The 26,924-nt window shown below is 71.3% G+C and carries 20 protein-coding genes and 2 pseudogenes; 9 read left to right on the forward strand and 13 right to left on the reverse strand.

Going from position 1 to position 26,924, the window contains the following annotated elements:
• Positions 1 to 932 precede the first annotated feature (932 nt).
• The 4 genes from BMZ82_RS40980 to BMZ82_RS31040 all read right to left on the reverse strand — a co-directional run bounded on the left by BMZ82_RS40980 (position 933) and on the right by BMZ82_RS31040 (position 3,720).
• Complete coding sequence (locus BMZ82_RS40980; protein ID WP_093780728.1) at positions 933 to 1,091, reverse strand: DUF6760 family protein; 159 nt, start codon at positions 1,089 to 1,091, stop codon at positions 933 to 935.
• On the reverse strand, positions 1,088 to 1,618 hold the full coding sequence (locus tag BMZ82_RS31030; protein ID WP_093780729.1) for a hypothetical protein: 531 nt from the start codon (positions 1,616 to 1,618) through the stop codon (positions 1,088 to 1,090). Before BMZ82_RS31030 ends, BMZ82_RS40980 begins: the two co-directional genes overlap by 4 nt.
• Positions 1,618 to 2,061, reverse strand: coding sequence for a phage tail protein (locus BMZ82_RS31035; RefSeq protein ID WP_020132887.1), 444 nt, complete (start codon positions 2,059 to 2,061; stop codon positions 1,618 to 1,620). Before BMZ82_RS31035 ends, BMZ82_RS31030 begins: the two co-directional genes overlap by 1 nt.
• A gap of 72 nt (positions 2,062 to 2,133) precedes the next feature.
• On the reverse strand, positions 2,134 to 3,720 hold the full coding sequence (locus BMZ82_RS31040; RefSeq protein ID WP_093780730.1) for a phage tail sheath family protein: 1,587 nt from the start codon (positions 3,718 to 3,720) through the stop codon (positions 2,134 to 2,136).
• Between the two features lie 303 nt (positions 3,721 to 4,023).
• Between BMZ82_RS31040 and BMZ82_RS31045 the strand changes: the two genes are divergently transcribed.
• Complete coding sequence (locus tag BMZ82_RS31045; RefSeq protein ID WP_093780731.1) at positions 4,024 to 5,469, forward strand: hydrolase; 1,446 nt, start codon at positions 4,024 to 4,026, stop codon at positions 5,467 to 5,469.
• Positions 5,470 to 5,578: 109 nt separating this feature from the next.
• The gene (locus BMZ82_RS31050) at positions 5,579 to 6,970 is read left to right on the forward strand and encodes an RICIN domain-containing protein (RefSeq protein ID WP_093780732.1); all 1,392 of its coding nucleotides are present in this window, start codon (positions 5,579 to 5,581) and stop codon (positions 6,968 to 6,970) included.
• Between the two features lie 3 nt (positions 6,971 to 6,973).
• Here the strand turns inward: BMZ82_RS31050 and BMZ82_RS31055 are convergent, their stop codons facing one another.
• Entirely contained in the window at positions 6,974 to 7,396 is a 423-nt protein-coding gene (locus BMZ82_RS31055; protein WP_256252203.1) for a polysaccharide deacetylase family protein, read from the reverse strand.
• A gap of 22 nt (positions 7,397 to 7,418) precedes the next feature.
• Here BMZ82_RS31055 and BMZ82_RS31060 point away from each other — a divergent pair, with 22 nt between their 5' ends.
• The 3 genes and pseudogenes from BMZ82_RS31060 to BMZ82_RS42165 form a co-directional block, all read left to right on the forward strand.
• Positions 7,419 to 8,654, forward strand: coding sequence for a HAMP domain-containing protein (locus BMZ82_RS31060; RefSeq protein WP_256252204.1), 1,236 nt, complete (start codon positions 7,419 to 7,421; stop codon positions 8,652 to 8,654).
• A gap of 55 nt (positions 8,655 to 8,709) precedes the next feature.
• Positions 8,710 to 9,327, forward strand: a pseudogene (pgsB, locus tag BMZ82_RS31065) (poly-gamma-glutamate synthase PgsB); the annotation flags it as partial.
• Positions 9,318 to 9,536: pseudogene (locus BMZ82_RS42165) on the forward strand (poly-gamma-glutamate biosynthesis protein PgsC/CapC); the annotation flags it as partial. The pseudogenes pgsB and BMZ82_RS42165, both read left to right, overlap by 10 nt.
• Positions 9,537 to 9,578: 42 nt before the next feature.
• Here BMZ82_RS42165 and BMZ82_RS31070 read toward each other — a convergent pair.
• The 3 genes from BMZ82_RS31070 to BMZ82_RS31080 form a co-directional block, all read right to left on the reverse strand.
• Positions 9,579 to 11,606: an ATP-binding protein gene (locus BMZ82_RS31070; RefSeq protein WP_093780735.1), complete on the reverse strand. Its 2,028-nt coding sequence runs from the start codon at positions 11,604 to 11,606 to the stop codon at positions 9,579 to 9,581.
• Positions 11,603 to 12,289 (reverse strand): Pvc16 family protein, encoded by a 687-nt coding sequence (locus tag BMZ82_RS31075; protein WP_093780736.1) that lies wholly within the window; start codon positions 12,287 to 12,289, stop codon positions 11,603 to 11,605. Before BMZ82_RS31075 ends, BMZ82_RS31070 begins: the two co-directional genes overlap by 4 nt.
• Before the next feature lie 164 nt (positions 12,290 to 12,453).
• The gene (locus BMZ82_RS31080; RefSeq protein ID WP_371271331.1) at positions 12,454 to 13,149 is read right to left on the reverse strand and encodes a helix-turn-helix transcriptional regulator; all 696 of its coding nucleotides are present in this window, start codon (positions 13,147 to 13,149) and stop codon (positions 12,454 to 12,456) included.
• Positions 13,150 to 13,464: 315 nt separating this feature from the next.
• Here BMZ82_RS31080 and BMZ82_RS31085 point away from each other — a divergent pair, with 315 nt between their 5' ends.
• On the forward strand, positions 13,465 to 16,323 hold the full coding sequence (locus BMZ82_RS31085; RefSeq protein ID WP_093780737.1) for an AAA family ATPase: 2,859 nt from the start codon (positions 13,465 to 13,467) through the stop codon (positions 16,321 to 16,323).
• Between the two features lie 4 nt (positions 16,324 to 16,327).
• On the opposite strand, the gene BMZ82_RS31090 is transcribed toward BMZ82_RS31085, so the two are convergent.
• Together BMZ82_RS31090 and BMZ82_RS31095 are read right to left on the reverse strand one after the other, a co-directional pair.
• Complete coding sequence (locus BMZ82_RS31090; protein WP_093780738.1) at positions 16,328 to 16,543, reverse strand: DUF397 domain-containing protein; 216 nt, start codon at positions 16,541 to 16,543, stop codon at positions 16,328 to 16,330.
• Complete coding sequence (locus BMZ82_RS31095) at positions 16,540 to 17,409, reverse strand: helix-turn-helix domain-containing protein (RefSeq protein WP_093780739.1); 870 nt, start codon at positions 17,407 to 17,409, stop codon at positions 16,540 to 16,542. The genes BMZ82_RS31090 and BMZ82_RS31095 overlap by 4 nt, the downstream gene beginning before the upstream one ends.
• A gap of 208 nt (positions 17,410 to 17,617) precedes the next feature.
• Here BMZ82_RS31095 and BMZ82_RS31100 point away from each other — a divergent pair, with 208 nt between their 5' ends.
• Positions 17,618 to 18,043, forward strand: coding sequence for an ATP-binding protein (locus tag BMZ82_RS31100; RefSeq protein ID WP_093780740.1), 426 nt, complete (start codon positions 17,618 to 17,620; stop codon positions 18,041 to 18,043).
• The gene (locus tag BMZ82_RS31105) at positions 18,040 to 18,615 is read left to right on the forward strand and encodes an ATP-binding protein (protein ID WP_256252206.1); all 576 of its coding nucleotides are present in this window, start codon (positions 18,040 to 18,042) and stop codon (positions 18,613 to 18,615) included. The genes BMZ82_RS31100 and BMZ82_RS31105 overlap by 4 nt, the downstream gene beginning before the upstream one ends.
• A 2-nt stretch (positions 18,616 to 18,617) precedes the next feature.
• On the opposite strand, the gene BMZ82_RS31110 is transcribed toward BMZ82_RS31105, so the two are convergent.
• Together BMZ82_RS31110 and BMZ82_RS31115 are read right to left on the reverse strand one after the other, a co-directional pair.
• Positions 18,618 to 18,923, reverse strand: coding sequence for a hypothetical protein (locus BMZ82_RS31110; protein ID WP_093780741.1), 306 nt, complete (start codon positions 18,921 to 18,923; stop codon positions 18,618 to 18,620).
• A gap of 104 nt (positions 18,924 to 19,027) precedes the next feature.
• On the reverse strand, positions 19,028 to 21,667 hold the full coding sequence (locus BMZ82_RS31115; protein WP_256252208.1) for a S8 family serine peptidase: 2,640 nt from the start codon (positions 21,665 to 21,667) through the stop codon (positions 19,028 to 19,030).
• Positions 21,668 to 21,764: 97 nt separating this feature from the next.
• Between BMZ82_RS31115 and BMZ82_RS31120 the strand changes: the two genes are divergently transcribed.
• Positions 21,765 to 24,920, forward strand: coding sequence for a Tn3 family transposase (locus BMZ82_RS31120; RefSeq protein ID WP_093780742.1), 3,156 nt, complete (start codon positions 21,765 to 21,767; stop codon positions 24,918 to 24,920).
• A gap of 351 nt (positions 24,921 to 25,271) precedes the next feature.
• Here BMZ82_RS31120 and BMZ82_RS31125 read toward each other — a convergent pair whose 3' ends face one another.
• Positions 25,272 to 26,918, reverse strand: a complete 1,647-nt coding sequence (locus BMZ82_RS31125; RefSeq protein ID WP_093780743.1) for a glycoside hydrolase family 13 protein — start codon at positions 26,916 to 26,918, stop codon at positions 25,272 to 25,274.
• Between the last annotated feature and the right edge of the window lie 6 nt (positions 26,919 to 26,924).

The following is a 26,924-nucleotide window of genomic DNA, read 5'->3' on the forward strand; positions in this document are numbered from 1 at the left end:
GCCGCAACCGCACCCGCAGCCGCACCCGGAGTCTGAGCTGCCCCCGAAGCCGTAGATGAACCCGGAGTGTGAGCTGCCCCCGAAGCCGCCGCCGAACCCCGAGTCTGAGCCGCACCCGAAGTCGCAGCCGCTGCCATACCCCGAGCCGCAGCCGCACTCGGAGCCATAGGCGAACGCCGACTCTGAACCGAGCGAGTCTGAGCCGAGCCAGTAGCCGCAGCCCAAACCGGAGTTGAACCCACAGCCGAAGCCGAAGCCGAAGCCGAAGCCGAAGCCGAACCCACACCCCGGCCCAGACCACCCCCCGAAGCAGAACCGGCCACTGAAGCCGGACCGACCCCCGAAGCTGCACCGCCCCTCGAAGCCGGGCCGGCCACTGAAGCCGGACCCACCCCCGAAGCCGCACCGCCCCTCGAAGCCGGACCCACCCCCGAAGCCGCACCGCCCCTCGAACCCGCACCGCCCCCCGAAGTCGAAGGCACCGCTCGCTGCAACTGGGCCGGTCGAGGCGGCGCAGCCACCCGTTCGGGTTCCTCGACCGGTGAGGTCGTCGCTCGCAGGCTGCTCATCTGGCCGCCCGGGCTCGCGTCCAGCAGTGCGTGGGGGCGGGTGCCGATGAAGGAGGGGTTCTGCCAGGTGGCCAGTCGGCCGCCGAACCCGGAGTCGGCGACGCCCGCCGCCCCTGCCGTCGCCCGTTGGATGGGCGGAAGCCCCGACCAGGCGGCCGGCACGACGCGCGGCGCCGAACCGACACCACCCGCCGTACTCGAACCCGTGCCTGTGCCCGTACCCGTACCCGAAGACGAACCGCCGTCGCCCGCTACCGCCGTACCCGAGTCACCGCCCGCCCCCGGCGTACCGGCGTCGCCCGCCCCCGAGCCACCCGTCTTGCCGCCGAAGGGACCCCGCAGTCGTTCCAGGAACCCCATGCCTCAGCCCTCCGCCCGGCCCCTGGTCACCAGGGTCGCGATCTGGTCGGCGTAACGGCGCCGGTCGTGGTGTTCCAGGTCGAGGATGTCGTCCTGGCTCCAGTGGAAGTGGTAGGCGACGTACGCGATCTCCTCGTGCATCCGGTCGGTCGCGTACGTCACGATTCCCCCAGGCGGCTCCCGCCGAGTTCCACCTCGAAGGGCTCCGAACAGTGGGGGCACTGCACCGAGGCGCGGGTGTGGCCCTCGGCGTTGACCTGGCGGTAGAAGTCCTGAAGGAACGCCAGGTCGGAGGCGAACATGTTCTCCACCACCCCGTCGTGGACGAGCGGCAGGCTGCCGAGCCGGGTGATGACCCGGCCCAGCAGCACCACCGACAGGTACGCCGGGTTCTCCTGGACGCGGATGTCCCGGAGCGGGACCAGTTCGTCCCGCGCCGTCGCGAGGCGCATCACGCCGTCGCGGTGGACGGTGCCCGCCTCGTCGACGTAGCCGCGCGGCAGCTCGAAGGGGAACTCCGTCTGCAACCGGTACGCCGCCGGGGCCGGGGCCGGAGCCGGGGCTGCCTCCTGGGACTGAGGCTGAGGCGGAGACTGGGGCTGGGGCTGCTCCAGCCCGGCCGCAGCCCCCGTCGCCTGCCCCTGGCCCTGCCCCAGTCCCAGCCCCCGCGCGGCCGACGTACGCCGCATTACTCGATGACCAGTTCTTCGAACGTGATCGTCACGGTCTCGGTCAGCGCGGAGGCCTCGCCGGCCTTCACCGAGCTGGTGTCGATCTTGCTGCACCAGGCGTTGCGCATGTTGTACCGCTTGACCGGGTTGTTCTGGTAGTCCATCACCATGATCGTGGCGTTCTTGCGGGCGGTGCCCATCACGCCGTTGATCGACTCGGTGATCCACTGGTTGAACGCCGCCGACTGCGTCATGCCGCGTACGACCGTGCAGGTGCCCGCCTTCTTCACGCCCGGCAGCTTCTTGGTGACGGGCTTGCCCTGCGCGGAGACCTGCTGGTACTCGATGACGTCCTGTTCGAGGCTGAGGCCGCTGACCTCGGCGAGGTACTCGACCATCACGCCGTCGATCTGGAGGCCGAAATTGTGTGAAGTGAGGGCGTCACCCGGCTGGAGACTCATCTTGCTGTCCTTCTACGTGATACGTGCGGCGAGTGAGGGAGGGAGAGGGGGAGGCTTACGGAAGCCGTCGGGTTACTCCTCCAGCTCCCCGCTGCCGCTCTGGAACTGGGCCAGCCGGAAGATCACGAACTCGGCGGGCTTGACCGGCGCGATGCCGATCTCGCAGACCACCCGGCCGAGGTCCACGGACTCCGGCGGGTTGGACTCCTCGTCGCACTTGACGTAGTACGCCTCCTCGGGGCGGGCCCCGAACAGGGCGCCCGCGCGCCACTCGTTGACGAGGAACGCGGAGACGTTGCGTCGGATCCGGGCCCACAGGGCGTGGTCGTTCGGCTCGAACACCACCCACTGGGTGCCGATCAGGATCGACTCCTCCAGGTAGTTGAAGTACCGGCGGACGTTCAGGTAGCGCCACGCCGGGTCGGAGGAGAGGGTACGCGCGCCCCAGATGCGGATGCCGCGGCCCGGGAACGCCCGGATGCAGTTCACGCCGATCGGGTTCAGCAGGTCCTGCTCGCCGCGCGTGATCTGGATCTCCAGGTCCACCGCGCCGCGCACGACCTCGTTCGCGGGGGCCTTGTGGACGCCGCGCTCGGAGTCGTTGCGGGCCCACACGCCGGCCACGTGACCGCTCGGCGGGATCAGCCGCGCCTGGCCGGACGCCGGGTCGAAAGACTTGATCCACGGGTAGTACAGGGCCGCGTACTTGGAGTCGTAACCGGCCGTCTCCTGCCGCCAGACGCGGATCTGACGGGCGTTCAGGCTCGGCGGCGGGTCGATGATCGCGACCCGGTCGCCCATCAGCTCGCAGTGCGCGATCAGGCCCAACTGGACGGCCTTGACGGCCTCCAGGTCGATCGCGCCGCGCTGGTAGGCGGCCATCAGGTCGGGCACCGCGACCATGGACACCTCGTCGACGGCCTCCAGGCCGCCGAAGCCGGTGCGGTCCGAGCTGTCGCCCAGGTACTGGGCCGGGCCGACCATGCCGGTCTCCGCCGCGGGCACGGCGGGGGCGCCGGCCGCCGGGGCGGCCGCGGCGGGCAGCGCGACCGTCTGGTTCTCCGGGCGGGCGAGCTGCGCGGCGGGCGCGGCCTCGGCCACGGTGATGAGCCGGGAGCGCTCCTTGACCTGCGTGACGACGTAGGAGCGGTTGCCCTTCTTCGCCGACACGTCGAACGTCTCGACGGCCTTGTCGCCGTCCTTGACGATCAGCTTGAAGCGCTCGGCGGGGCCCTCGCCCTCGGCGTCCGCGACCTCGACGCTCAGGTTGCCCGGCGCCAGGGCGGTCACCGCGAAGGTGCCGAGCTGGGTGGGCTCACCGGCGGTCAGCGCGGCCGGAGCGGCGGAACCGGCCACGGCGGCCGGGGACTTGACGTCACCGGAGGCGCCGGCCGAGGAACCGCCGACGCGGACGACGTAGGCGGCCGAACCGCCGTTGTTGAAGAACCCGTAGACGGAGTGCGCCAGGTAGTACCCGTCGGTGAAGTCACCGAAGGCCGCCACGTACTGGGTCCAGTTGGTCACCAGCGTCGGCTCGTTGAGCGGGCCGGTCGGGGCGAGCCCGACGAAGGCCGCCACCGAGGTGCCCACCCCTTCGATCGGGCGGGAGCCGCTGGCCACCTCCTCGACGTATACGCCGGGCGACAGGTAGGACGGCATGCTGTGCTCTCCTCGGGGTACGCGTCAGGACGTCTTTCACCGTCACGCGCGAAGCGCGTCCGTTGAAACGGCCCCCGGTGCACAGGTCGGGGCACGGCTGTTGCCCTCCGGGGCAGTGGACGGCGGTGGACGGCGGTGGAGGCGGTGCGCAGGGAGTGCGGGGCCGGTGGGAGCAGCAGGCCGAGGGGCTGCGGGGGCGGTGTGTACCGCGTCCCCGCGGGCAGGTCGGGTGCGCCCGGTCGGGCACCCACCCTGCCCCCTGGCCTCTGACCACGCCCGCCGCCTTCCCCGTAACGTCGGCGCGTGAGCCTGTGGACTTCCCTCGAACCCTCCTCCGTCACCGTCGACCCCGGCAGCCGGGCGACCGTACGGCTGCGCGTGCGCAACACCGGCGACGTGGTGGACGAGTACCGCTTCGAGCCCGTGGGCCCGGTGGCCCCGTGGACGACGGTGGAGCCGCAGACGCTGCGTCTCTTCCCCGGGACGACGGGCACGGTGGAGCTGACCTTCGCCCCGCCCCGCACCCCCGACGCGACGGCCGGCCCCAACCCCTACGCCGTACGTATTACGCCGACCGAGCACCCCGAGGCGGTGACCGTCCCGGAGGGGAACCTGACGGTCACCGCGTTCACCGAGGTGCGGGCCGAGCTGGTGCCGCCGACCGTCAAGGGACGGTTCCGGGGGCGTCCGCGCCTGGCGATCGACAACATCGGCAACACCCGCGTCACCGCCTCGCTGAACGGCAGCGACAACGGGGACCGGCTGGCGTACGAGATCCAGCCGGCCAACGTGCAGATCGAGCCGGGCCGGGCGGTGTTCGTCAACGCGACGCTGCGCCCCCGCCAGATCATCTGGTTCGGCTCGAAGGAGGAGCAGCCGTACGCGCTGAACGTGCTGCGGTCGGGGGCGGTGCCGCTGGCGGTGGACGGGACGTTCGTGCAGCGCGGGTTCCTGCCGCGCTGGCTGGCGACCGTCTTCAGCCTCAGCCTGGCCCTCGCGATCGCGTTCGTGATGATCTGGCTGGCGTACAAGCCGCCGGTCATCACCAGCGCCAAGGAACTGCCCGTGGCGGCCGGCGCCAACACCCTGGCGCCCGACCCCTCCACGACCCCCAGCGCCCCGGTCCTGGCGCCCGCCCCGGCGGCCCCCGCGGTGCCCGAGACCCCGGTCGTCACCCCGACCGCCGCTGCCGCGGGCGGCGACGGAGGCGGCGGTGGTGGCGGTGGTGGCGGGGGCGGCGGCGAGACGAAGAAGCCCGCGAAGCCGAGGAAGCTGACCGCCGCCGACGCCGTGCAGGCGCTGGCCGCGCGCAGCGACGGCCGGCACATCTGCTACCGCGCCTATGTCGCCGACCGGGGCTGGCAGGACCCGGTGTGCGACGGCGCGATCGCGGGCACGACCGGCAAGGGCCTGCCGATCAAGGAACTGAACATCGCCTCGGTGGGCACCAAGGGCGTCACCGGCAACGGCGCCCATGTGAACGAGGGCTGGCTGACCGGCCCCAGGTGGTCGAAGGCGGCCGACGGCATCGACATGTACCTCGGCAGCCTCAAGGAGGCGGTCTCGCCGCTCCAGGGCTTCACCATCGGTCTGGGCGACGGCAGTTCGGTCTGCCAGAACGCGCACATCAAGGACAAGGGCTGGCGGGGCCTGGGCTGTTCGAGCCCGACCGCCAAGGACAAGTGGATCTACGGCGGCAGCCCCATGGACTGGAAACTCCAACTGGAGGCGGTCCGCTTCACCGTCTGACGAACCGTCTGACGCACCGACGCCTGCACCGTCCGACGTTCACTTTCGGGCAGGGGTCTTGCCCGATGGGCTACTGACGGGACCCGGTCGGGCGTCGTAACGTCGCCAGGTGACTCTGTGGACCTCTCTGGAACCGGCCGCCGCGAGCGTGGACCCCGGCGGCCGGGCGACCGTACGGCTGCGCGTTCGCAATACCGGTGACGTCGTCGACGAGTACCGCTTCGAGCCGGTCGGGAACGTGGCTCCCTGGACGACGGTGGAGCCGCAGACGCTGCGTCTCTTCCCGGGGACGACGGGCGAGGTGGAGCTGACCTTCGCCCCGCCCCGTACCCCGGACGCGGCTGCGGGCCCCCACCCCTACGCCGTACGTATTACGCCGACCGAGTATCCGGAGGCGGTGACCGTCCCGGAGGGGAACCTGACGGTCGCGCCGTTCACGGAGGTGCGGGCCGAGTTGGTGCCGCCGACCGTGAAGGGGCGGTTCCGGGGGCGTCCGCGGCTCGCGATCGACAACGTCGGCAACACGCGGGTGACGGCGTCCGTCGCGGGCACCGACATGGGCGACCACCTCGGGTACGAGTTCCGGCCGGGCAGTGTGCAGATCGAGCCGGGGCGCGCGGCGTTCGTCGACGCGACGCTGCGCCCCCGCCAGGTCATCTGGTTCGGGGCGAAGGAGCAGCGGCCGTACGCGCTGACCGTGCAGCGGTCGGGGGCGGTGCCGTTGTCGGTGGACGGGACGTTCGTGCAGCGCGGGTTCCTGCCGCGCTGGCTGGCGACGGCCTTCAGCCTGGCCCTGGCGCTGGGCATCGCGTTCGTGATGATCTGGATCGCCTACAAGCCGCCGGTCAACACCAGCGCCAAGGAGCTGCCGGTGGCGGCCGGCGCCAACACCCTGGCGCCCCCGTCCGTCTCGGCGCCGCCCGCGCCGAAGGTGGACGCCTCCGCCGACCCGCTGCCCGAGCAGCAGACGTCGTCCGCCCCGCCGAAGCAGGACGACAACAGCGATGACGCGTCCGGCAGTTCGGGCACCACCTCGGGGTCGCAGTCGGGCAGCGGCGGTACGACGGACAGCGGCGGCTCGGGCGGGCCGAAGGTGACGACCCCGGTACCCGGCGCGATCATCATCGGCCAGGCCTCGAACCGGTGCATCGACGTCACCGACGCGCAGAACGGCAAGGGCAAGGACGGCACCCGGCTCCAACTGTGGGACTGCGCCGGGTCGGCCAACCAGAAGTGGGTCTTCGGCAAGGACGGCACCGTGCGCTCGCTCGGCCTGTGCATGGACGTCGCCTGGGGCTCGAAGGACGACGGCGCGGCCATCCAGGTGGCCAACTGCAGCGGCAACCCCGCCCAGCAGTTCATCCTCAGCGAGCACGGTGACCTGGTCAACCCGCAGGCCAACAAGTGCGTGGACGCCAAGGACAACGGCACCGGCAACGGCACCAAGCTCCAGTTGTGGACCTGCTCGGGCACCCCGAACCAGAAGTGGCGCGCGCAGTGACGGTCAGCCGGCTCGCTTGAGGTCGGCGCGGAGGTGGCTGACGGTGACGAAGTGGTAGCCCTGTTCTTTGAAGCCGGCCAGGATGCGGGGGACGGCGTCGACGGAGGTGGGGTGGATGTCGTGCAGGAGGACGATGTCGCCCGACTTGGCGTTGTTCAGCACGGTGTCGGCGACCTTGGTGCTGTCCCGGTATTTCCAGTCCTCGGTGTCGAGGTTCCACAGGGCCACTGGTAGGCCTGCGGTCTGCCTGACCGCGTCGTTGACGGCGCCGTAGGGCGGGCGCAGCAGGGTGGGGTTGTTGCCGGTGGCTGCTTTGACGGCGGCGTTGGTGCGGGTGATCTGGTCGCGCATGGCGTCGGGTGCGAGGCGGGTGAGGTCGGCGTGGCTCCAGGAGTGGTTGCCGATTTCGTGGCCGGCTTTGGCCATGGCGCGCAGGAGGTCGGCTCTCGTGCTGTACGTCCAGCGGCCGTTGCTCCGCCTGCACCGGGAGGCCCGTCGCCTCGCCAGCGGTGACCTCGGACACCGGGTGGCCGTACGCACGCGCGGTGAGACGGGCCGGATCGCCGGGGCGCTGGAATCGCTCCGGCACCAACTCCACGGTGACACCGCCGAGTCGGAGTCCGAGCCACGCACGTACCGCGCACCGGGCGTCCTACGAGGTCCACGTGCCGTCGTCGTGTGCTGCGCCGCGCTCATCGTGGCGTGGGGGGTCGCGCTGCCGCTCCTCACCTCCTTCGCCGTGCCGGACCGGGTGCCCGCGCAGGCCGAGCAGGACCAGAAGTACCGCACCCAGGCGGCCGCCGACCGGATCCGGCGCACGCTCTCGGAGAGCGTGGCCGACCTCTCCTCGATCGCCCGGCTGACGGCAGGCGGCGGCACCCGCGTCGACGAGGTGCTGGACGACGAGCTGACCGGGCACGACGGGTGGAGCTCGCTCTACCTCGTGGACGCCGCCGGCAAGATGGTGGCCCACGCCGGGAAGACCTCGCTGGACATCGACCGCAAGGCCGCCCTGGCGGGCGTCAAACCGGGCGCGCCCGCCGTGCTCCAGCTCAACCGCTCCGGCAAGGTGCCGGCGGCCGCCGCCGCGGTGCCCGTCGGCGACGGCACCCGCCGACTGGTCACCGAACTGCGGGCCGACGTCTTCAACGGCGTGCTGACCCGCTCCGGCATCGGCCGCTCGTGGCTGGTCGATGCCCGCGGCCGGATCATCGCCTCCAACCAGGGCTTCATCGCCTTCAGTTCACCGCCCAAGCCGGGCGCGAACACGCTCACCGCCACGGCCGCGATCACCTCCGCGCCCCCCGCCCGGCCCGCGGCCCAGTCCTCCGCCCGCACCCGGGACACGGTGGCGGTCGACACGCTGGGCTGGCGCGTCGTCACGCACAAGCCGGTCGCCTGGCTGCGCCTCGCCGGGTACGAGACCGCGCGGCACGCCGAACTCGCCGGGCTGCTCGCCCTCGCCGCCGCCCTGCTCGGCCTGGGCTGGCTGTGGCTGACCGTGCTGCGCCCGCTGCGCGCCCTCGACCGGTCGGCGACGGCGCTCGCGGCCGGGGACCGGACGACCGTGATCTACCCCCAGCACCACGACGAGGTCGGATCCGTGGCCCGCAGCCTCGAACTCATCCGGCAGCGACTCGCCGCCGCCGACCGGAAGTTCCCCGCCACCGCCGACGGGCAGTGACCCGCCCGGTCAGTTCGGCAGCAGCACTCCCCCGCACCGCACCCGGAAGAAGGACATGCTCTTCCTCTACAGCGTCTTCCTCGTCTGTGCCCTCGGCCTGCTGGCCGCCGGCATCATCGAACAGCGCCGGCACTACGACAACCTCGACCTGATACCCCAGCGCGTGCTGGTCAACGGCATCCGCGGCAAGAGCTCCATCACCCGCCTGTGCGCGGGAGCGCTGCGCGGCGGCGGCCTCGTCACCGTCGCCAAGACCACCGGCACGGCCGCCCGGTTCATCCACCCGGACGCCACCGAGGAGCCGGTGCACCGCAAGTTCGGCATCGCCAACGTCGTCGAGCAGATCGGCATCGTGCGGCGGGCCGCCGCCTACCGGCCCGACGCGCTCGTCACGGAGTGCATGGCCGTCATGCCGGCCCTCCAGGAGGTCAACCAGACCAAGCTGATCCGCTCCACCATCGGGGTGCTGTGCAACGTCCGCGAGGACCACCTCGCCGAGATGGGCCCCACCCTCGACGACGTCGCCCGCTCGCTGTCCCGCTCGATGCCCGTCGGCGGGACCTGCGTCACCGCGGAACAGGACCGGCTGCACATCCTCCAGAAGGAAGCCGACGCCCGGAACTGCGAGTTGATCGCCGTCGACCCGGAGACGGTCACCGACGAGGAGCTGCGCTCCAGGCGACGTCCTTCCTCCTCCTGAAGCACCAGTTCCCGTACCTGTTCAGCCACCAGACACTCGGCTACATCGTGCCGGGCCTCATCGCCTACCAGTTGGTGCGCCAGCCCCCGCGGGCCACACTGCTGGCGACGGGCTCCGTCACCCTCGGCGCGTACGTCGTACTGGCGACGGGAGCGCTGCTCGGCGCACTCCCCAGCGTCTGACCCCGGGAGGCCGACGGGGGGGCCGACGGGTGGCCGCATCGGTCACCAGTTGGCTTCGCCCGGGACGAGGCGGCCCGCCTTGCGGTACTCGCGGCGGGCCCCTTCCAGCAGGTCGCCGTCGCCGACCGGCTCGTCGCGGCCGGCGGCGAGGTAGGCGGCGGTGACGACCGCGCTGCGGATGGAACCGCCGGCCAGCTCGAAGTCCCGGGCCAGCGGCCCCGGATCGATTCCCTCGGCGCAGGGCACGTGGACCAGCCCGTGCCGCCACAGCGCGAGGCGCTGACCGGCGTCCGGGAACGGGAAGTCGACGACGAGGTCGAGCCGCCGGGTGAACGCCTCGTCGATGTTGGCGCGCAGGTTGGTGGTGAGCAGCGCGATGCCGTCGAACGACTCCAGCCGCTGGAGCAGGTAGGCGCTCTCCATGTTGGCGTACTTGTCGTGCGCGTCCTTCACCTCCGACCGCTTCCCGAAGACGGCGTCGGCCTCGTCGAAGAGGAGCACGGCGTCGGTGCGGTCGGCCTCGCTGAAGATGCGCTCCAGGTTCTTCTCCGTCTCGCCGACGTACTTGTCGACGACGGAGGAGAGCTGCACGACGTAGAGGTCGAGGCCGAGTTCGGCGGCGACGACCTCGGCGGAGAGCGTCTTGCCGGTGCCGGACTCGCCCGCGAACAGCCCGAGCACCCCGCGCCCGCGCCCGCCGCCCGCGCTGAGCCGCCAGTCGCCGAGGACCCGGTCCCGGTGCCGGGCGCGCAGGGCGAGTTCGTGCAGTTGCGTCAACGGCCGTTCGGGCAGCACCAGATCGTCCCAGCCGACGTCCGGCCGGATCCGCCGCGCGTGCCGCTCGAGGCCCGACGCCGACTGCTGCCGCGCCGCCAGCCGCACATGCTCGGCGGTGACCGGCCCGCCCTCGAACTCTGCCAGCGCCACGGCGGCCCGCGCGGCCCGCGCGACCCGCTCACCGCCGAGCCGGTAGGGCGCGACGGTCGCGGCCAGGTCGAAGGACAGCGGGGCGGCGGCGAGGGCGGTCGCCCAGGTCGCGGTGCCGCCCGCCCGGCGGCGCGGGGCGTCCAGGACGAGCGGATCGTGGGTGGACCAGTGCGGATCGTAGGGGCGGGCGTCGGTGAGCAGGACGGTGACGTCGTCCGAGGCGTCGGCCAACAGGCCGATCAGCGCGGCCGGTTGGTCCGGCAGCCCCGACACGACGACCGCCCGCCCCCCGAGCCGCGCCTCGCGCAGCAGGTCGGGGACGCGGTCGTCGGGCCCGGTGAAACGCAGGGCACGGACGCCTGCCGCGTCCAGCGCCGAGGCGATCGCGGCGAGGCCGTCGCCCTCGCGGTGCTCCCGCAGATAGAAGGTGAGCGGGCCGCCGTCCCGCAGCCGGTCCGCCAGCAGCCGTACGAGGCCCTCGTCGCCGTCGGCGGGCAGCGGCGGGGGGAGCGGACGCAGATGTCCGTGCAGGGCGGCGTCCGGGGTGTCGTCACCGAGGAGATGGGCGAGCAGCCGGTCCGGGACGCGCAACGAGCGGGACAGGAACGGCCGTTCGGGCTCCTCGACGTCCAGTAGCCCGTACGCGCGCAGGGGCGCCGAGGAGTGGAACCGGGCCCGCGCCGCGGCCTCGTGCGCGGACGCCCCGCACAGTTCGAGGGCAAGCCCGACGGTGGCCCGCCGCCTGCTGACGTCGTCGTTCAGATACCCGTAGAGCGGCTCGAAGGACCGGTCGAGATCGGGCGCGAGCGCGACAAGCAGGACCGCGGCATCGAACTCGGAGAGCCGAAGCCGCGAGGCGAGGGCGGCGAGGCCGGCACCGGCCGCAGGCCCGGGGCCGTCCGTAGCGCTGCCGGTCCCGGCACCGGCGAGCAGGTGATGACGCACAGCCTCTTCGGACAGATACAGCCCCCGCAGCGGATCCCCGGCGGTGGGATCCCCGACGGCCCGCCGATCGACCAACTCACCGACCCGCTCCCGCAACCCACCAAGCCGACCAAGCAACTCCCCGACGCCCCCGCCCTCCGGGGCGGCGATCACGGGCTGCTGTTCCTCGGTGGTCGCCCCGGTCTTGGGCCCGGTCATCGTTGGTCCGGGCGGTGGGCCGTGGCCTCTCGGGCGGCTTCCCGGGCGGCTTTGGCCGCTGCCACCTGGTGGGGGCGGTGGGCGCGTTCGGCGGACTCCGGGGGGTCGCCGTCCATGCCGCGCAGGCGGACCGCCGCGCCCTCCGTGACCGGCGGCCCGGCGTCGTACTCCGGGTAGGCCGGGAAGGGGGCCGTCACCACCAGGTCCAGGGACGGCTTGAGTTCGCCGCCGAGGGCGGACCAGATCTCGGCGAGGGAACGCGACTCGGTCTGGATGCCGGCCACCGTCAACGGCATCGCAAGGCCCAACGCGCCCAGGGCACCCGGGAGTTCGTCGGCCGTGAGCATCTCGCGCGGCAGCAGTGTCGCCAACACGGCGGACAGCAGCCGGTGTTCGTCCTGGGGCGTCCGCGTCCACGCGGTCACGAGGTACGACAGCCGAAACCAGCGCGGCGGTTGGCGGCGCTTCACGACGACGTCCCGTTCGTCGCGCACCGCCATCTGGCCGCGCTGCCGCCGGGACACGTCCTCACGGATGTCGTACAGGTAGGTGTTGATGACCGGGGCGTTGCGCCGGGCGGCCCAGTCGCGGGTCGGGGCCTCGAAGGAGACCTCGATGCCGGAACCGGCGAGCGTGCCGCCTTCGAGCAGGCTTTTGAGGACTTCGTCCACCTCGTGGATCACCGTCGTGCTCCTCAACTGCCTTGCCGATCACCCACGGGCGTCACCCCGCCCATTGCCCTGCCGTACCAACCGTGCCTCGGGCGGCCCCGGTTCCGCAGGCGCGGCAGGGTCGACAGGCGGGCACGGCATACTGCCCGCGTGTCCGCCTTCGATTGCCCGTTCGGTCAGATGTAGCCTTCCCGGAGGGCATATGCCACCGCGTGCGCCCGGTTGCGCAGATGCAACCGCGTCGTGAGTCCGTGCATGACGTTCTTGACGGTTCGTTCGGAGTAGGACAGTTTGCTGGCGATCTCTCCGGTGTCCAGCCCCTCGGCGACCAGCCGCAGGACGTCCACCTCCCGAGGCGCGAGCCCCAGGGAGGGCGCGCCGGGCCGGCCCGCCGCACCCCGGTGCATGGTGCCGACCTGGCTGATGAGCCTGCCGAGCAGGTCGGCGGGCAGATCGCCGTCGCCCCGGTGGGCGGCCAGCACTGCCTGCACCAGCCGGTGCGCGGTGGCCTCGCGACGCCAGACGATGGCCCCGACCCCGCACTCGATGACGTCCAGCAGCTCGGTCTCGCGGATCGTGCCCACGACGAGCACCGCCCGGGTACCCTCACTGCGCACGATCCGCCGCAGCCGGGCCAGCGCCGCTTCGTCGAGGGTGTCCTCGATCAGCAGCGCCACCGTGCCGCCGACGGCCGGGAGTTCCTCGCGGACCTCGACCTCCGGACGCCCGCGCAACTGGCTGACGGCGCCTTCGCGGGAGATCGGATCCGGTGCCTGGACGGTCACCGGAATCCGCCGCCGGGTTCCGACGGCGGTGCTGGTGCTGGTGCCGATGCCGGTGCCGGTCTCTGGTGTCCGAGGTGAGCTGAGCAACCGTGGCCCCCATGTGGTGACGGATGGGTCAGGTCCAGACTTCTGCGCTCCCTGTGGTGCGCGCAATCGTGGAGCACCACGAGACCGACCACGAGACCAAGCCGCCGACGACCACGGTTTCCCCGCATCACCGCAGGTCAGAGCGGATATCCTCGCCGTCGTTCGACCGGCCGTGAGTCTCGCCACATTGCTTGCGCGAACCCGTTTCCAGCCACACGGCCTCTACCTCTACACGCCAGACGGCATATCCGCCCACGTGTTCGACGCTCTACCCGATGACCTACCCGATGACCTATCCGACAGCAGGAGGCAGCGATGACCGGACCCTTGCGGGAACGTGACGACGCGCACGCGCTGCTCGCGGCGGAGGCGGAGCGCGCCCGCGCCGGGATCGGCCGTCTCGTCCTGCTGCGCGGCGCGAGCGGCACCGGCCGGTCCGCCGTCCTGGAGGCCGCCGCCGCGCACGCGACCCACCTCGGGCTGCGCGTCCTGCGCGCCCGCTGCTCCCCCGAGGACACCGCGCTGCCGTTTTCCTCCGTCCTCCATCTCCTGGGCCCCGTACCGGAGTTCGCGGACGTCGCCCCGGGCTTCGACGACCGCGACAGCGCGGCCCGGCTGTGGCGGCTGCTGCGCTCGTACGCCGACGAGGCACCGCTGATGGTCGCCGTGGACGACGTCCACCTCGCCGACGAGGCCTCGCGCCGCTGGTTCGTGGAGGCGGCCCGCCGCATCGACCGCCTGCCGGTGCTGCTGGTGGCCACCGAACGCAGCCAGTACGACATCGACTTACGGCCCGCCGGTCTCACCCACGCCCTCTCCCCGTCCGCCGTCCGCACCCACACCCTCGCCCCCCTCACCGACCACGCCTCGGCCGACCTGGTCCGCGCCGCCTTCCCGACGGCCTCCGACCGGTGGACGGCGGACTGCGTGCGCGCCGGCGCGGGCAACCCGCTGCTTCTGCACGCCCTCCTCGACGACCTCGTCGGTGTTCCGCCCCCGACGGCCGTCCCGCAGACGTGCGCCGCGCTGTACCCGGGCGCGTACCCGGCGGCGGTCTCCTGGTGGCTGGACAGCGCGGGCCCGACGACGGCGGAGGTGGCCCGCACACTGGCAGCACTGGAACTGGCGGAACAGACAGAACAGATAGAACAGACAGAACAACCGGAGGACACAGGCGTCGGCCGTACAGGCGGCCCCACCTGCGCCGCCCCCGCCGCCCCCGCTGCCCCCGCCACCCCCGCGTCCCTCACGGCCCTCGCCGCCCTCCTCGCCGAGGCGTCCGGTGCCGACCACGCCCGCGTGTCCGGCTGGCTGACGGCGATGACGCGGCTCGGCGTGCTGCGCCGGGACGCCCCCGACGCCCGCCCCCGCTACGCCCACCCCCTCCTGCGGGACGCCGTACTCGCCGGCTGGTCCACCGCGCGCCGTCAGGACGCGCACCGGGCGGTGGCCCACGCGATGCTGCGCCGGGGCGACCATGTCGACGCCGTGGCACGGCAGTTGCTGGCCGCCGCGCCGACCGGACTGCCGTGGGCGCTGCGCGTACTGCGCGAGGCCGCCACCGTCGCCGTGCGCGACGGCCGCCCCGGCGACGCCGTCCGCTACCTGAGCCGAGCCCTCCGCGAACCCCTCCCCGACGACCTCCGCCAACGCCTGCTCACCGAACTCGGCTCGCTGGAGTACGCCTCCGCCGACGCCCCCGGCGGCATCCCGCGCCTCGCCGAGGCGCTGGACCTGCCGGCCGACCCCCGTGACCAGGTCCGTACGGCGATCGCGCTGGGCACCGCGCTCGCGGGGCGCGGGGAGGTCCGTACGGCGGTGGAGGCGCTGCGCAGGCTGGAGTCCCGGCTGCCGGCCGGTCACGCCGACCTGGCCCGCACCCTCCAGACGGCGTCCGCGCTCCTGTCCGACCAGGACCAGACGGTCCGCGGCGAGGCCTACCGCTGGCTCACCGACACCGCCGAACGCTCCCCGGAACTGGTCGGAGCCTCGGGCCAGGCCCTCCTTGTCCGGTACGCGGCTACGGCCGGGGAGATACCGGCGCGGGAGGCGATGCGCCGGCTGCGCACGCTCCTGACGGAGCCCGCCGACCCGCTCGCCGAGCCGTTCCTGCTGGGTACGGCGGCGGCGGTGGCGCAGTGGGCCGACGAACTCGACGAGGCGGAACGCCTGTTGGAACGCGGTCTGGCGGGCCAGCACCCGTCGCTCCTGCACCCGATGGAACAGGCCCTGCTGGACACCCGGTGGGACATAGCGGCGGCGCGCGGCACGTACGCGGCCCTGCTGGCCGAGCACCCCAGGGCACCCGGAGCCTCTGCCCGCCGGCGCACCGGCGGCGGCCCGGCGAACGCCGACGCGCACACCGTGCTGGCCCTGGTGGAGACGGGCCGCACCCAGGAAGCCCGCCGCCTCGCCGACACCTTCGATCTCTGGGCCACCCCGGACTCCTGGGAACTGAACCGCTTCCTCTACGCGCGGGGAGTGCTGCGTTTCACGGAGGGCGACGTCGCGGGCGCCCTGCACGACTTCCTGGAGTGCGGCCGCCGTCAGTCGGCCCGCGCGGTCCTCAGCCCGGTCGTCACACCGTGGCGGACGGCGGCGGCGGAATGCCGGCTGGCCCTGGGCAACCCCCAGGAGGCGCTGACCCTGGCGGCGGAGGAACTGCGCCTCGCCCGCGTCTGGGACACCCCGCGCACCCTGGGCCGGGCGCTGCGCGTCCTGGGCCGCGCGACCCGTGGCCGCCGGGGCCTGCAACTGGGCGAGGAGGCGGTGACGGTCCTGCGGAACTCCCCGGCGGAGGCGGAACTGATCGCCTCACTCCTGGCCCAGGGCCACCAGCTCATCTCGGCCGGCGAACGCACCCGTGGCCGCGACTACCTCCGCGAGGGCGCCGAACGCGCCGAACGCCTGGGCAGCGAACGCCTGCTGCGCTACGCCGACCAGGCCCTCCGCACCGCAGGCGCCCGCCGCACCACCCCCACCCACACCGGCTCGACCTCCCTCACCGGCAGCGAACGCCGCATCGCCGAACTAGCGGCAGAGGGCCACACGAACACCCAAATAGCCAACCTCCTCCACGTAGCCCGCCGCACAGTCGAAACCCACCTGACGAACACCTACAAGAAACTGGGCATTCGAAGGAGAAGCGAATTGCGGGGGGCCTTGGAGGAGTAAGCGATCAGACCCCGACGCCACCGGCACTGGCACCGGCTATGAACGCGGCGAGCCCCTCGGCCGAGAACTCGACTATGGGGCCGCCCGGGTCCTTGCTGTCCCGTATCGCGCGGGTGCCACCAGGCAGAACGGCGACTTCAACACAGTCGCCGTTGTTTCCGGAGTACGAGGACTTCACCCACTCCAGTGGGGCCGAAGCGGGTCCGGTGTTTGGCTTCATGGGCCCTTTTCCATTTCGTGAAGGGCGTTCTGGATGAGCGCCCGGGACTTGCTGACGTTCGCTGCGGCCATGTTCAGACGCCGGAACAGCGTGGTGTACGTCTCGACGTCGGCGGCTTCCTCGTAATAGAGGGTGCTGGTGGGCGACTCGGTATAGACGACGTCGGTCTCCGCCGAGCTGGGGAAGCTCATGATCACGAACGGCCCGAACAGGCAGGCGTTCATGGGGTCTTCGCGCGGCAGAACCTGAAGCTCGATGTGCTGCTTCTTGCTGTCGGCGATCAGAGACTCGAGCTGTCCCCTCATCACATCGGGCTTGCCGACCTGGTGGTACAGGACGTTCTCGGCGATGATGACCCACAGTTGCAGCGGGTTGTCCCTGGTCAGGATGGTCTTGCGCTCCCGACGCACACTGACCTGAGCTTCCACGTGATCCGGTGTGGCTTCCGGCACCTGCAACTGGATCAGGGCTTCGGTGTACTCGGGAGTCTGCAAGAGCCCCGGCACCAGGTTGGTCTGGACGTTGTACAGCTCCGAGGAGTCCCACTCGACAGCGGCGAACGCCGCGTACGCGGGATCGACCACGTTGACGTACCGGCTCCACCAACCCTTCTGCCGGGACTCGCGCGACAGCTTCTCGATCGCGGTCCGCTCGGTCGGGTCGGTGACGTTGTACGCGTCCATCAGGGCGCGGAGGTCGGGCAGGCGGATACCGGACTGGGCGTTCTCGATCCGGCCGACCTTCGATTCCGCCGAGCCGAGCACCTTGGCGGTGTCGGCGTGCGTGAGTCCGGCCGCGGTCCGAAGCTCGCGCAGCGTCCGCGCCAACTGCCGTTGACGGAACGTCGGGTTGTTGTTGATGGGCACCGGTCGGCCGCCTCTCCTACTGCTTCTCGCAGGTCAAGTGTGCCGCTCACGTCCTGGTAAGGGCAACAGGCATTCGTGGTCACTCGAAGTGGGTACTTGACACTCTAGGGTCTCTACAGTGCACAGTATCTACCGTGGAGGAGCGCCCGGTTACGCGGTGTCAGCCTCTGCTGTCGCCCGCCCGTGAACCCGTCCGAGGGGACCGAGTATGGCTGAATCCAGGTGTTTGCAAGTCTGGTACAGGAGATTTCGCCCATCCGTGTTGAGGGCCCGTGCCGAGGCCAGAGTCCTCGCCCGCGAGTGGGGCTTACCTGGTCCCGTCGCTGACTCATTGGAGTGGGTAGTCACCGAACTGTTGACGAACGCGGTAATCCATGGCCGGACGATGAGGGGCAGTCACGTAGTGGTGGGCTACCACCTTGACGGCGATCGTCTCCGCGTAGAAGTCCGCGACGCGGCCAGCGGTATGCCGGAGCTTGTTCCGCTCGTCGTCGAGGGCGGCGACGAACCCGAAGGCGGCCGGGGCCTACAGATCGTCGCCGCGCTCGCCGACGCCTGGGGCGTGACGCCGAGGGTCATCGGAAAGACCGTGTGGGCCGAGCTGAACGTCTCCTCGAAGGAGGGGGCGACGTGACGACCGTGGACGACGACACCGTGGACCCGATCCCCCTCCTCTGCACGACGCTGCGACTGACCCCCGTGCCGACGGCAGTCCCCTGCGCGCGGATGTTCGTTCGGCAGACCCTCACGCGGTGGCGTCTCGACGCGCACATCGACACGGCGGAGCTGGTCATGAGCGAGCTCGTCACCAACGCCGTCAGGACCGGCGCCGTCATCGGCATCCAACTCCGCGCCCTGGAAGCCGTTTTGTACGTTGAGGTCTGGGACAGGACGGAAGACCCGCCGGTACGCGGGAACCCCGGCCCCGAAACCGTCGGCGGGCGCGGACTGCTGCTCGTCGAGGGGCTGGCGAAGCGGTGGGACGTCTACCGCCCCCGCGTCGGCGGCAAGGTCGTCTGGGCCGAACTGCCGCTCGCCGCACCCCCGGAGCCGGTTTCCGCCCACCGGGCCCCCGTACCGCTCGTCCTGCCACCGGGCGTCCGTCCACCCCGAGGTCCGGTCGATGACCAGGCGCGTTGGGCCCTGCTGGACCACCTCTGGGAGACGACGTTCGCGGCGATGACGGCGGCGCGCGTGAGCGAATGAGGTCACACCGGGCGGGGTCCCGAGGCGGAGCCGATGCTCGCCTGTACCGCTTCGAGCAGCGCGGCCAGATCGGGGGACTGTTCCCATTCCGCGGCCGTGGGGTGCCAGGTGAGGCTGCTCCCCGGGGCTTCCGGCCGACCGTGGGCGATCATCACGGTTCGCCTCCCCTTCCGGTCCGGGCCCGTCACGCTCAGATGGAGATGCCGTATGTGGTAGCGGCGGGGGTACTCCCCGCCGAAGATCTCCAGTATCCGGCCGTCGAAGGAGTAGAACTCGTGGCCGACCCTCGCCGTGATCTCATCGCGCATGGAGGGACCCTACGTACGGTGATCAGCCGGTGCAATGCCGACCACCCTCATGCCGAGGCTCCCGCCGGGCGAACCGGCGGGGGCCAACTGGGCTTACTGGGCTGCTACTTGGTGGTGCGGTAGGCCCGATAGATGGTCTGGGTCAGGGTGTTGCCGTAGGCGTCGGTGAGGGTGACACGGAGGGAGACCGGGGCGGGGTTGGTGGGGCTGTGGAGTTTGAGGAGGTTGCCGTTCACGGCGGTGGTCTTCTTCCAGGTCTTGCCGTCGTCGTAGGAGACGGTGAAGGCCAGTTTGCGCAGGGTGGTGACCTTCGTGGCCGCGCCTTGGAGGGTGAAGGGGATGGTCAGGGTCGTGCCCGCCTTCGTGGTGCTGGCTGTTGACAGCGCCGGGGTGTAGCGGACGACCGTCAGGGGGAGCTGCTTCGGGGTGTTGCCGGAGACGTGTGCCGAGGTGAAGGTCCATGTGGCGGTCGTGCGGGTGCTGACCGCGGACTGTGCCGGGGAGCGGGAGACGTCCACGGCGAGTTTGTACGTGCGCTTGTCCGCCGGGAGCGGGTACGAGTCGCCGCCGTTCAGCTCGTCGTTCACGGCGAAGATCTTCTTGCCGTCGGCGTAGAGCGAGCTGGTGGCCTTCGTGTGGTCGGAGGTGCCCTGGTTGCCGACGCCGTCGGAGAACAGCGGCAGGTACGCGGCGAAGGCGTCGCCGGTGCGGACCGCTCCGGGCCGGTCGTCGCCGGTCGGGAGGGGGCCGGACGGGAGCGACGGGCCGAAGACGCCGATGTTGAAGCGCTGGGTGTAGGTGCGGCCCGCCGCGTACGCCGTCGGCGCGCTGACCTGCGTGTTCTCCCAGGTCGGGTCGCCCTCCTCGTCCAGGGGGCCGAGCTGGCTCGCCTGGTAGAACCACTTGATCCCGTTGGGCAGGACGTAGTCCGTACCGGTCAGCGGCAGGCGGCCCTCGGTCACGAAGGGGTTGTAGAACCCGCCGGGCATCAGCGGCGCGGCGACGATCGTCGTCGTCTTGCCCTTGACGGGCGCACCGACGACCACGTTGACCTTGGTGAGCTGTGCGGGCTTGACGTTCTGCGTGAAGCCGGACAGGTCACCCGTACGGTTCCAGGCCAGCCGGTAGTTGACGGTCTTGTGGGTCCAGATGCCGTGGTACATCGCGGACGCCTCGGCCGCCGGCACCGGCCCGCCGAGCTGCCCGACGCGCATGTCGCCGAAGGACGGGGCGTCGTAAAGAGACGTGTACGGCCTGCCGTTGACGTTGACGTGCAAGAAGAACATCGCGCCCGTCGGCTTGGCCGCGCCGTCCGGCACGGTGATCTTGACCGGCTTCGTCTTACGGGCGTCCATGACCAGGGTGGTGTCCTTGGTCAGCGCGAACTTCGGGTGCAGCAGCACGGAATAGCCGGTGGTGCCGGTGGGGATCACGCCCTCCAGGGCGTAACGCCCCTTCGGCAGCCGGATGGTGACCTCGCCGTCCCGCTCGTCGGCGGCGTCCGTCCAAACCCTGTTGTCCAGGCCGTAGATACCGGTCGAGCCGTCGGCCGCGGCCTTGCCCTTCAGGTCGACGTGCTTGACGGTCAGGTCGTACGACTCCACCTCGCGGACGACGCCGATCGACGTACGCGCGGTGGTCGCGCCGTCGGCCGTGGTCGCGGTCAGCGCGCCGCCGAAGCTGCCCTCCGCCGTGCCCACGCGGGTGTCCGCGGTCACGGTGGCGGTCGCCTCGCCGCCCGCCGGGACGGTGAGTTGCCGCGGCGAGACGGTGAACAGGCCCTCGGCGGCGGGCTTTCCGTCGTTGCCGTAGGCCTCGGTGGCCAGGTCGAGGGTGAGCGGCTCGCTGCCCGCGTTGCGGTACGTGACGTCCTTGGCGACCGGCTGGTCGTCGGTGTGCGGGTACGCCTGCGTGCCGAAGCTCAGCGAGGTCGGGCCGCTGGTGAGCCGCTGGCCGATCGCCCTGGTGACGTCCACCCTGCCGGTGCCCTGCGTGTACGCGGAGGTGGCGGCGGTCGGCTTCGCGGAGGCGGTGAGGGCGGCCTTGAGCTGCCCGCCGGTCCAGTCCGGATGCTCCTGCGCCAGGATCGCCGCCGCGCCCGCCACATGCGGGGTCGCCATCGACGTACCGCTCATGGAGACATAGCCGTCGGCGGCGGGGTCGCCCATGGAGCCCTCGGCGGCCTTGGCGGCGACGATGTCCACGCCCGGCGCGGTGACGTCGGGCTTCAGGGAGCCGTCGGCCGTGGGGCCCCGGCTGGAGAACGGGGCGAGGGCGTCCTGGCGGTCGACCGCGCCGACGGTGAGCGCGGCGGCGGCGCTGCCCGGGGTGCCGATGGTGCCCTCGCCCGGCCCCTCGTTCCCGGCGGCCACGACGAACAGCGCGCCGGACGACGCCGACAGGTCGTTCACGGCCTGCTCGACCGGGTCGATACCGGCGGTGTCGGTGGCGCCCAGGCTCATGTTGACGACCTTGGCGCCCTGCGCGACGGCCCACTGCATACCGGCGATGACGGCGGAGTCGTCGCCCTCACCGGAGTCGTCGAGCACCTTGCCGACGAGCAGCCGCGCGCCGGGCGCGACCCCCTCGTACTTCGTGCCGGCGGGCGACGCGGCCCCGGAGCCCGCGATCGTCGACGCCACGTGCGTGCCGTGGCCCGCGCGGTCGACGGTGTCGGCGGCGGCGGAGAAGTTCTTCGCCTGCTCTATCCGGGCTGGGGCCGGAATACGAGCGAAACGTGCCATGGCCTTGTTCCCGTGCTGGTAGAGGTCGGCGCGGGTCGCTTGGATGGGGATCGTTAGGATTCCGTCGTTCAGGCCCTTGCGACCTTCGAGGTGTGTGTTGACGTCGATCGACCGCACCGCCTACCCGAGGTTCCGCGGGACCGTCACGGCGCGGGAACTGGTGGAATCGTTCACACCCACGGCGGGCGAGGTCGGCTGGGCGCGAGGGAAGACAACCGCTGACCAGACCTTCCTCGCGCTGGTGATACGGCTGAAGTGCTACCAGCGGATGCGCCACTTCCCCGGCCTGGACGAGGTTCCCGACGCGGTGGCCAGTCACATCCGCACCGCGCTGGGACTGCCAGACGGTGTGGCGGTCGGGGTGGAAGCGGTCCGGTCAGCTGCGCGGTCTCGCGACCACGTGCGCGAGCGCCTGGGGGTGAAGTACGACGCGGCGGATGTGCGCGGCATCGCCGAGACTGCGGTCCGAGCGGCAGCGGCCACGAAGGACAACCCGGCCGACCTGATCAACGTGGCGTTGGAGGAGTTGCTGGAATCTGGTCGGGAGTTGCCCGGATACACCACGCTGGACCGGATGGTGGCCAGGATCCGCGCCGAGGTGAACCGGGACGTGTTCACCGCTGTCGCTGGCCGGATCAGTGCGGGGCAGCGCGCGAGGCTGGCCGAGCTGGTGGTGGTGGACCCGTCCAGTCGGCGCAGCCGGTTCGACCGGCTGAAGGACCCGGCGAAGGCCGCGACGATCGGCAAGTTCAAGGTCCGCCTGGCGCACCTTGCCGACCTGGACGCGCTCGGGCCGACCGAGGCGTGGCTGAAAGGGGTCCCGCCGGGCAAGATCTCGCACTTCGCCGGTGAGGCACGGGTCACCGACGTCGCGGACCTCGTCAAGATCGGCGAGGAGAAGCGGTTCACGCTGCTGGCCAGCTTCATCCACGTTTTGCGTACCTCCGCTCGGGACGAGGTGACCGAGATGTTCTGCAAGCGTATGGCGGTCATCCACAAGAAGGGCCGGGCCCGGCTGGAGGAGCTTCGCGAGGAGCACCGCGCGGAGTCCGAGCGGCTTCTGGAGGTGTTCGGCGATGTTCTGGCCGCGGTGCGCGAGGCTGCCGAACCGGCCGACACGGCGAAGGAGCCCGACGCCGAGAAGGACACCGGCGCCGCGACGACCGATGCGACCGGCAGCGGCACCATCGACGGCGCGGTTCAACCTGCAGAACCCGCGGCCGAAGACGGGAGGTCCGCAGCGGCGCGGACTGGGGAGATGGTCCTGGCAGCGCTGACGGCTGGCGGAGGCATCGCGGCGCTGAGCGCGTCGCACGAGGCGGTGGCCGCGCACCACGGCAACAACTACCTGCCACTGTGCGAGCAGTACTACAAGTCGCACCGGCCGGTGCTGTTCACGCTGGTGGACGCGATCGAGCTGGAGGCGACGTCCGCGGAGCGGTCGGTGCTGGACGCGCTGGAGTTCGTCAAGGCCAACCGGGATCTGGACCGGCGCGCGGAGTGGATCGAGGACAGCGTCACCGTCAAGCGTGAGGGCAAGGACGTGGTGCTGACGGTCGACGTCGACGCCTTCGCTGGGCTCTTGTGGAGGCGCACGCTGCGCGACCGGCGCCGTCCGGGGATGCTGGCCCGCCGGCACCTGGAGGTGTGCGTGTTCTCCCGTTTGGCCGCCGAACTGCGGTCCGGGGACATCGCGGTGGTTGGCTCGGACTCGTACGCCAACCTGCACGCCCAGTTGATGAGCTGGGAGGAGTGCGAGGACAAGGTCACGGAGTTCTGCACCCAGGCCGGCATCCCGACCGACGCGAAGGCGCTCGCGGCGCACTACCGGGCGCTGCTGACGAAGACGGCCACGGAGGTCGATGCGGGCTACCCGGCCAACACCGACCTACGTTTGGAGGGCGGCCGCCCGGTGCTGGCGCGGCGCAAGGGCGCCGAGCGGCGGCCGGCGGCGATCGCGCTGGAGGCCGCGGTGCTGGACCGGCTGCCCGACCGCGCGCTGCTGGACATCCTGGCCCGCACTGCCCACCTGACGGGCTGGCCGCGGCATTTCGGCCCGGCTTCCGGTTCCGATCCGAAGATCCGCGACACCTTGGGCCGGTACGTGGTGACCGCGTTCGCCTATGGCGGGAATCTGGGGCCGACCGAGGTCGCCCGGCACATGCGCGGGGTCAGCGCCCACGAGATCTACACGGCCGGGAACAAGCACGCCACCCCCGACAAGATCTACAAGGCGTCGGCGGACGTGGTCAACGCCTTCGCGAAGCTGGATGTCGCCGCGATGTGGGGCGACGGGTCGACCGCAGCCACCGACGGCTCGCAGATCGACACCTGGGAAGACAGCTTGCGGGCCGAGTCCCACGTCAGATACGGGGGGTTCGGGGCCCTGGCGTTCCGGCTGGTGTCCGACAACTACATCGCGCTGTTCTCCCATTTCATCCCGTGCGGGGTGTGGGAGGCGGTGTACCTGCTGGACTCGCTGCTGTCCAACGTCTCCGACATCCAGCCCGACACCATCCATGCCGACACGCAGGGGGCTTCGCTGCCGGTGTTCGGCCTGGCCGCGCTCCTCGGATTCGACCTTCTTCCCCGCATCCGCAACTGGCACGACCTGAACTTCTACCGGCCTCACGCCAAGGTGCGGTACAAGCACATCGACTCCCTGTTCGACGACAACGTCATCGACTGGGCTCTCATCGAACGCCACTGGAAGGACCTGCTGCGCACCGGGATCTCGATCCGGGAGGGTCGGCTGTCCTCGGTGACGCTGCTGCGCCGCCTGGGTAACCACTCGAAGCGCAACCGGATCTACAAGGCGCTCCGTGAATTGGGCAGGGCTGTCAGGACCGTGACGCTCCTTCGATACCTGTCCGAGCCCGGGCTGCGCGACCAGATCACGGCGATCACCAACCGTACGGAGGCGTTCCACGGCTTCGCCGCGCATCTGATGATCGGCGGACGGCTGATAGGCCACAACGACCCGGACTACCAGGAGCGAGTCGTGAAGTTCAACGAGCTGATCGCCAACTGCGCGATCTACTCCACCGCGCTGGACATCACGGACGCCGCCAACGCCCTTGCCGCCGAGGGCCATCTCGTGGACCCCGACGACCTGGCTACTGTCAGCCCGCTGATCACCCGCACCATACGCCGCTTCGGCGACTGGCACCTGGACCTCACCCCGCCCAAGGACGTCGTCGCCACCAGGCTGGACCTGGCGCCCGGAGCGCTGTTTCCCACTGCGCAGGTGTGAAGCTGCGGTTGGTCGAAGACCTGCGGCCGACTCATGCCTCGCCCGTCATCGTGGTCTTACGTGCGGGCCTGCGATCGGGTCCGAAGCCGTGCGTCCAGGCTCATCACCAGTCGCAGCGCAATCGCCTGCGGCCCCGTTCAGAACATCCCCGGAGAAGCCGGCCTGCACCCGACTGCCCGGTCGTGAGACGGACCAGCAGCGCCCGGCTGGGCGACGCGACGCCTCAGGGCCCTGCCTGCGTGGCTGTGAGCGATCTCCACGCATGGGCCAGGGCCTGCCCGATCGGCGGGGAGTGACACCGGGCAGGCCCTGGCGGATCAGGGGAAAGCTGCTGCTCCTTGTTTCGTGTGGCTATACGGTGAGCCAGGCCGCCTGGTCCGTCGTCAGCACGCCGTCTTCGATGGGACCGCTGGCCAGCAGGACGGAGCTGTGGTCGGGCAGCTGGTACGCCTCACCGGAGAGGTTGACCACGCATACGAAGCCGGCGTCACGGCGGAAGGCGAGGACGCCGGCGGGGGCGTCGAGCCAGGTCATGGTGCCGTCGCCGAGGGCGGGATTTTCGCGGCGCAGGCGAAGGGCGGTGCGGTAGAGCTCCAGCATTGAGGTTTCGTCGCCGGTCTGTGCCTCCACCGTGAGTTGCTTCCAATTCGCGGGCTGGGGCAGCCAGGGTGCGGCGTAGGCGTCTTCGGGGCTGAAGCCGAACGGCGCCGCCTGTCCGGACCAGGGAATCGGCACGCGGCAGCCGTCGCGGCCGCGGTCGGTGTGGCCGGAGCGTTCCCAGATGGGGTCTTCGAGGACGGACTCGGGCAGGTCCTCGACTTCGGGGAGGCCGAGTTCGTCGCCCTGGTAGACGTAGGCGCCGCCGGGCAGGGCGAGCATGAGCAGGGCGGCGGCGCGGGCGCGGCGGGTGCCAAGGTCCAGGTCGACGGTGCCTTCCGGCTGGTAGCGCTGGTTGGGCACCCATCGTGCGACGGTCTTGCGGGCGTAGCGGCTGGTGTGCCGCATGACATCGTGGTTGGAGAGAACCCAGGTGGCCGGGGCGCTGACGCCGCTGAGCATGGCGAGGGAGTCGTCGATGACCGTGCGGAGGTCCTTGGGGTCCCAGCTGGCCATGAGGAAGTCGAAGTTGAAGGCGGTGTGCAGGCCGCCGGGGCGGACGTAGGCGGCGAGGCGTTCGGGGGTGTCGGCCCAGGCTTCGGCGACGAAGGCCCGGTCGCCGTCGAACTCGTCGGCGACCTTGCGCCAGGCGCGGTAGATGTCATGGACCTCGTCGCGGTCCCAGTGCGGGTGCTGGGCGTGGTGGAGGGGCTGCCCGTGTGCCGTGTCGGGGCGTGGTGGCAGGTCGGGCAGTTCGGGGTCTTTGGCGAGTCCGTGGGCGACGTCGATGCGGAAGCCGTCGACGCCCCGGTCGAACCAGAACCGCAGGATGGACTCGAACTCGGCGTGGACGTCGGGGTGCTGCCAGTTGAGGTCGGGCTGTTCGGGGGCGTACAGGTGGAGGTACCAGTCGCCGTCGGGCAGGCGGGTCCAGGCCGGGCCGCCGAAGCAGGAGACCCAGTTGTTGGGCGGGGCGGCGCCGTCGGGGCCGCGGCCGGGCCGGAAGACGTACCGCTCGCGTTCCGGGCTGCCGGGGCCTGCGTCCAGTGCTGCCTGGAACCAGGCGTGCTCGTCGGAGGTGTGGTTGGGCACGATGTCGGGGATGATGCGGATCCCGTGCTCGTGGGCTTCGGCGATGAGCTGCTCGGCGTCCGCGACCGTGCCGAACAGCGGGTCGATGGCGCGGAAGTCGGCCACGTCGTAGCCGCCGTCCGCCATCGGGGACTTGTACCAGGGGTTGATCCACAGGGCGTCCACGCCGAGAGACTTGAGGTAGGGGAGCCGGGAGCGCAGGCCGGCGATGTCGCCGACTCCGTCGCCGTCGCCGTCGGCGAAGCTGCGGATGTAGACCTGGTAGATGACGGCGCTGCGCCACCAGGGTGAGTGCGTGGTGGAGGACATGGTGCT

The organism is Streptomyces sp. yr375 (assembly GCF_900110755.1).
GTDB lineage: Bacteria > Actinomycetota > Actinomycetes > Streptomycetales > Streptomycetaceae > Streptomyces.

Bases quoted from the DNA above. Each gene is read 5' to 3' on its own strand.
- BMZ82_RS31030 (WP_093780729.1), bottom strand. From the start codon at position 1,618: ATGCGGCGTACGTCGGCCGCGCGGGGGCTGGGACTGGGGCAGGGCCAG.
- BMZ82_RS31035 (WP_020132887.1), bottom strand. From the start codon at position 2,061: ATGAGTCTCCAGCCGGGTGACGCCCTCACTTCACACAATTTCGGCCTC.
- BMZ82_RS31040 (WP_093780730.1), bottom strand. From the start codon at position 3,720: ATGCCGTCCTACCTGTCGCCCGGCGTATACGTCGAGGAGGTGGCCAGC.
- BMZ82_RS31055 (WP_256252203.1), bottom strand. From the start codon at position 7,396: ATGGCCAAAGCCGGCCACGAAATCGGCAACCACTCCTGGAGCCACGCC.
- BMZ82_RS31070 (WP_093780735.1), bottom strand. From the start codon at position 11,606: ATGACCGGGCCCAAGACCGGGGCGACCACCGAGGAACAGCAGCCCGTG.
- BMZ82_RS31085 (WP_093780737.1), top strand. From the start codon at position 13,465: ATGACCGGACCCTTGCGGGAACGTGACGACGCGCACGCGCTGCTCGCG.
- BMZ82_RS31090 (WP_093780738.1), bottom strand. From the start codon at position 16,543: ATGAAGCCAAACACCGGACCCGCTTCGGCCCCACTGGAGTGGGTGAAG.
- BMZ82_RS31100 (WP_093780740.1), top strand. From the start codon at position 17,618: ATGGCTGAATCCAGGTGTTTGCAAGTCTGGTACAGGAGATTTCGCCCA.
- BMZ82_RS31110 (WP_093780741.1), bottom strand. From the start codon at position 18,923: ATGCGCGATGAGATCACGGCGAGGGTCGGCCACGAGTTCTACTCCTTC.
- BMZ82_RS31115 (WP_256252208.1), bottom strand. From the start codon at position 21,667: ATGGCACGTTTCGCTCGTATTCCGGCCCCAGCCCGGATAGAGCAGGCG.
- BMZ82_RS31125 (WP_093780743.1), bottom strand. From the start codon at position 26,918: ATGTCCTCCACCACGCACTCACCCTGGTGGCGCAGCGCCGTCATCTAC.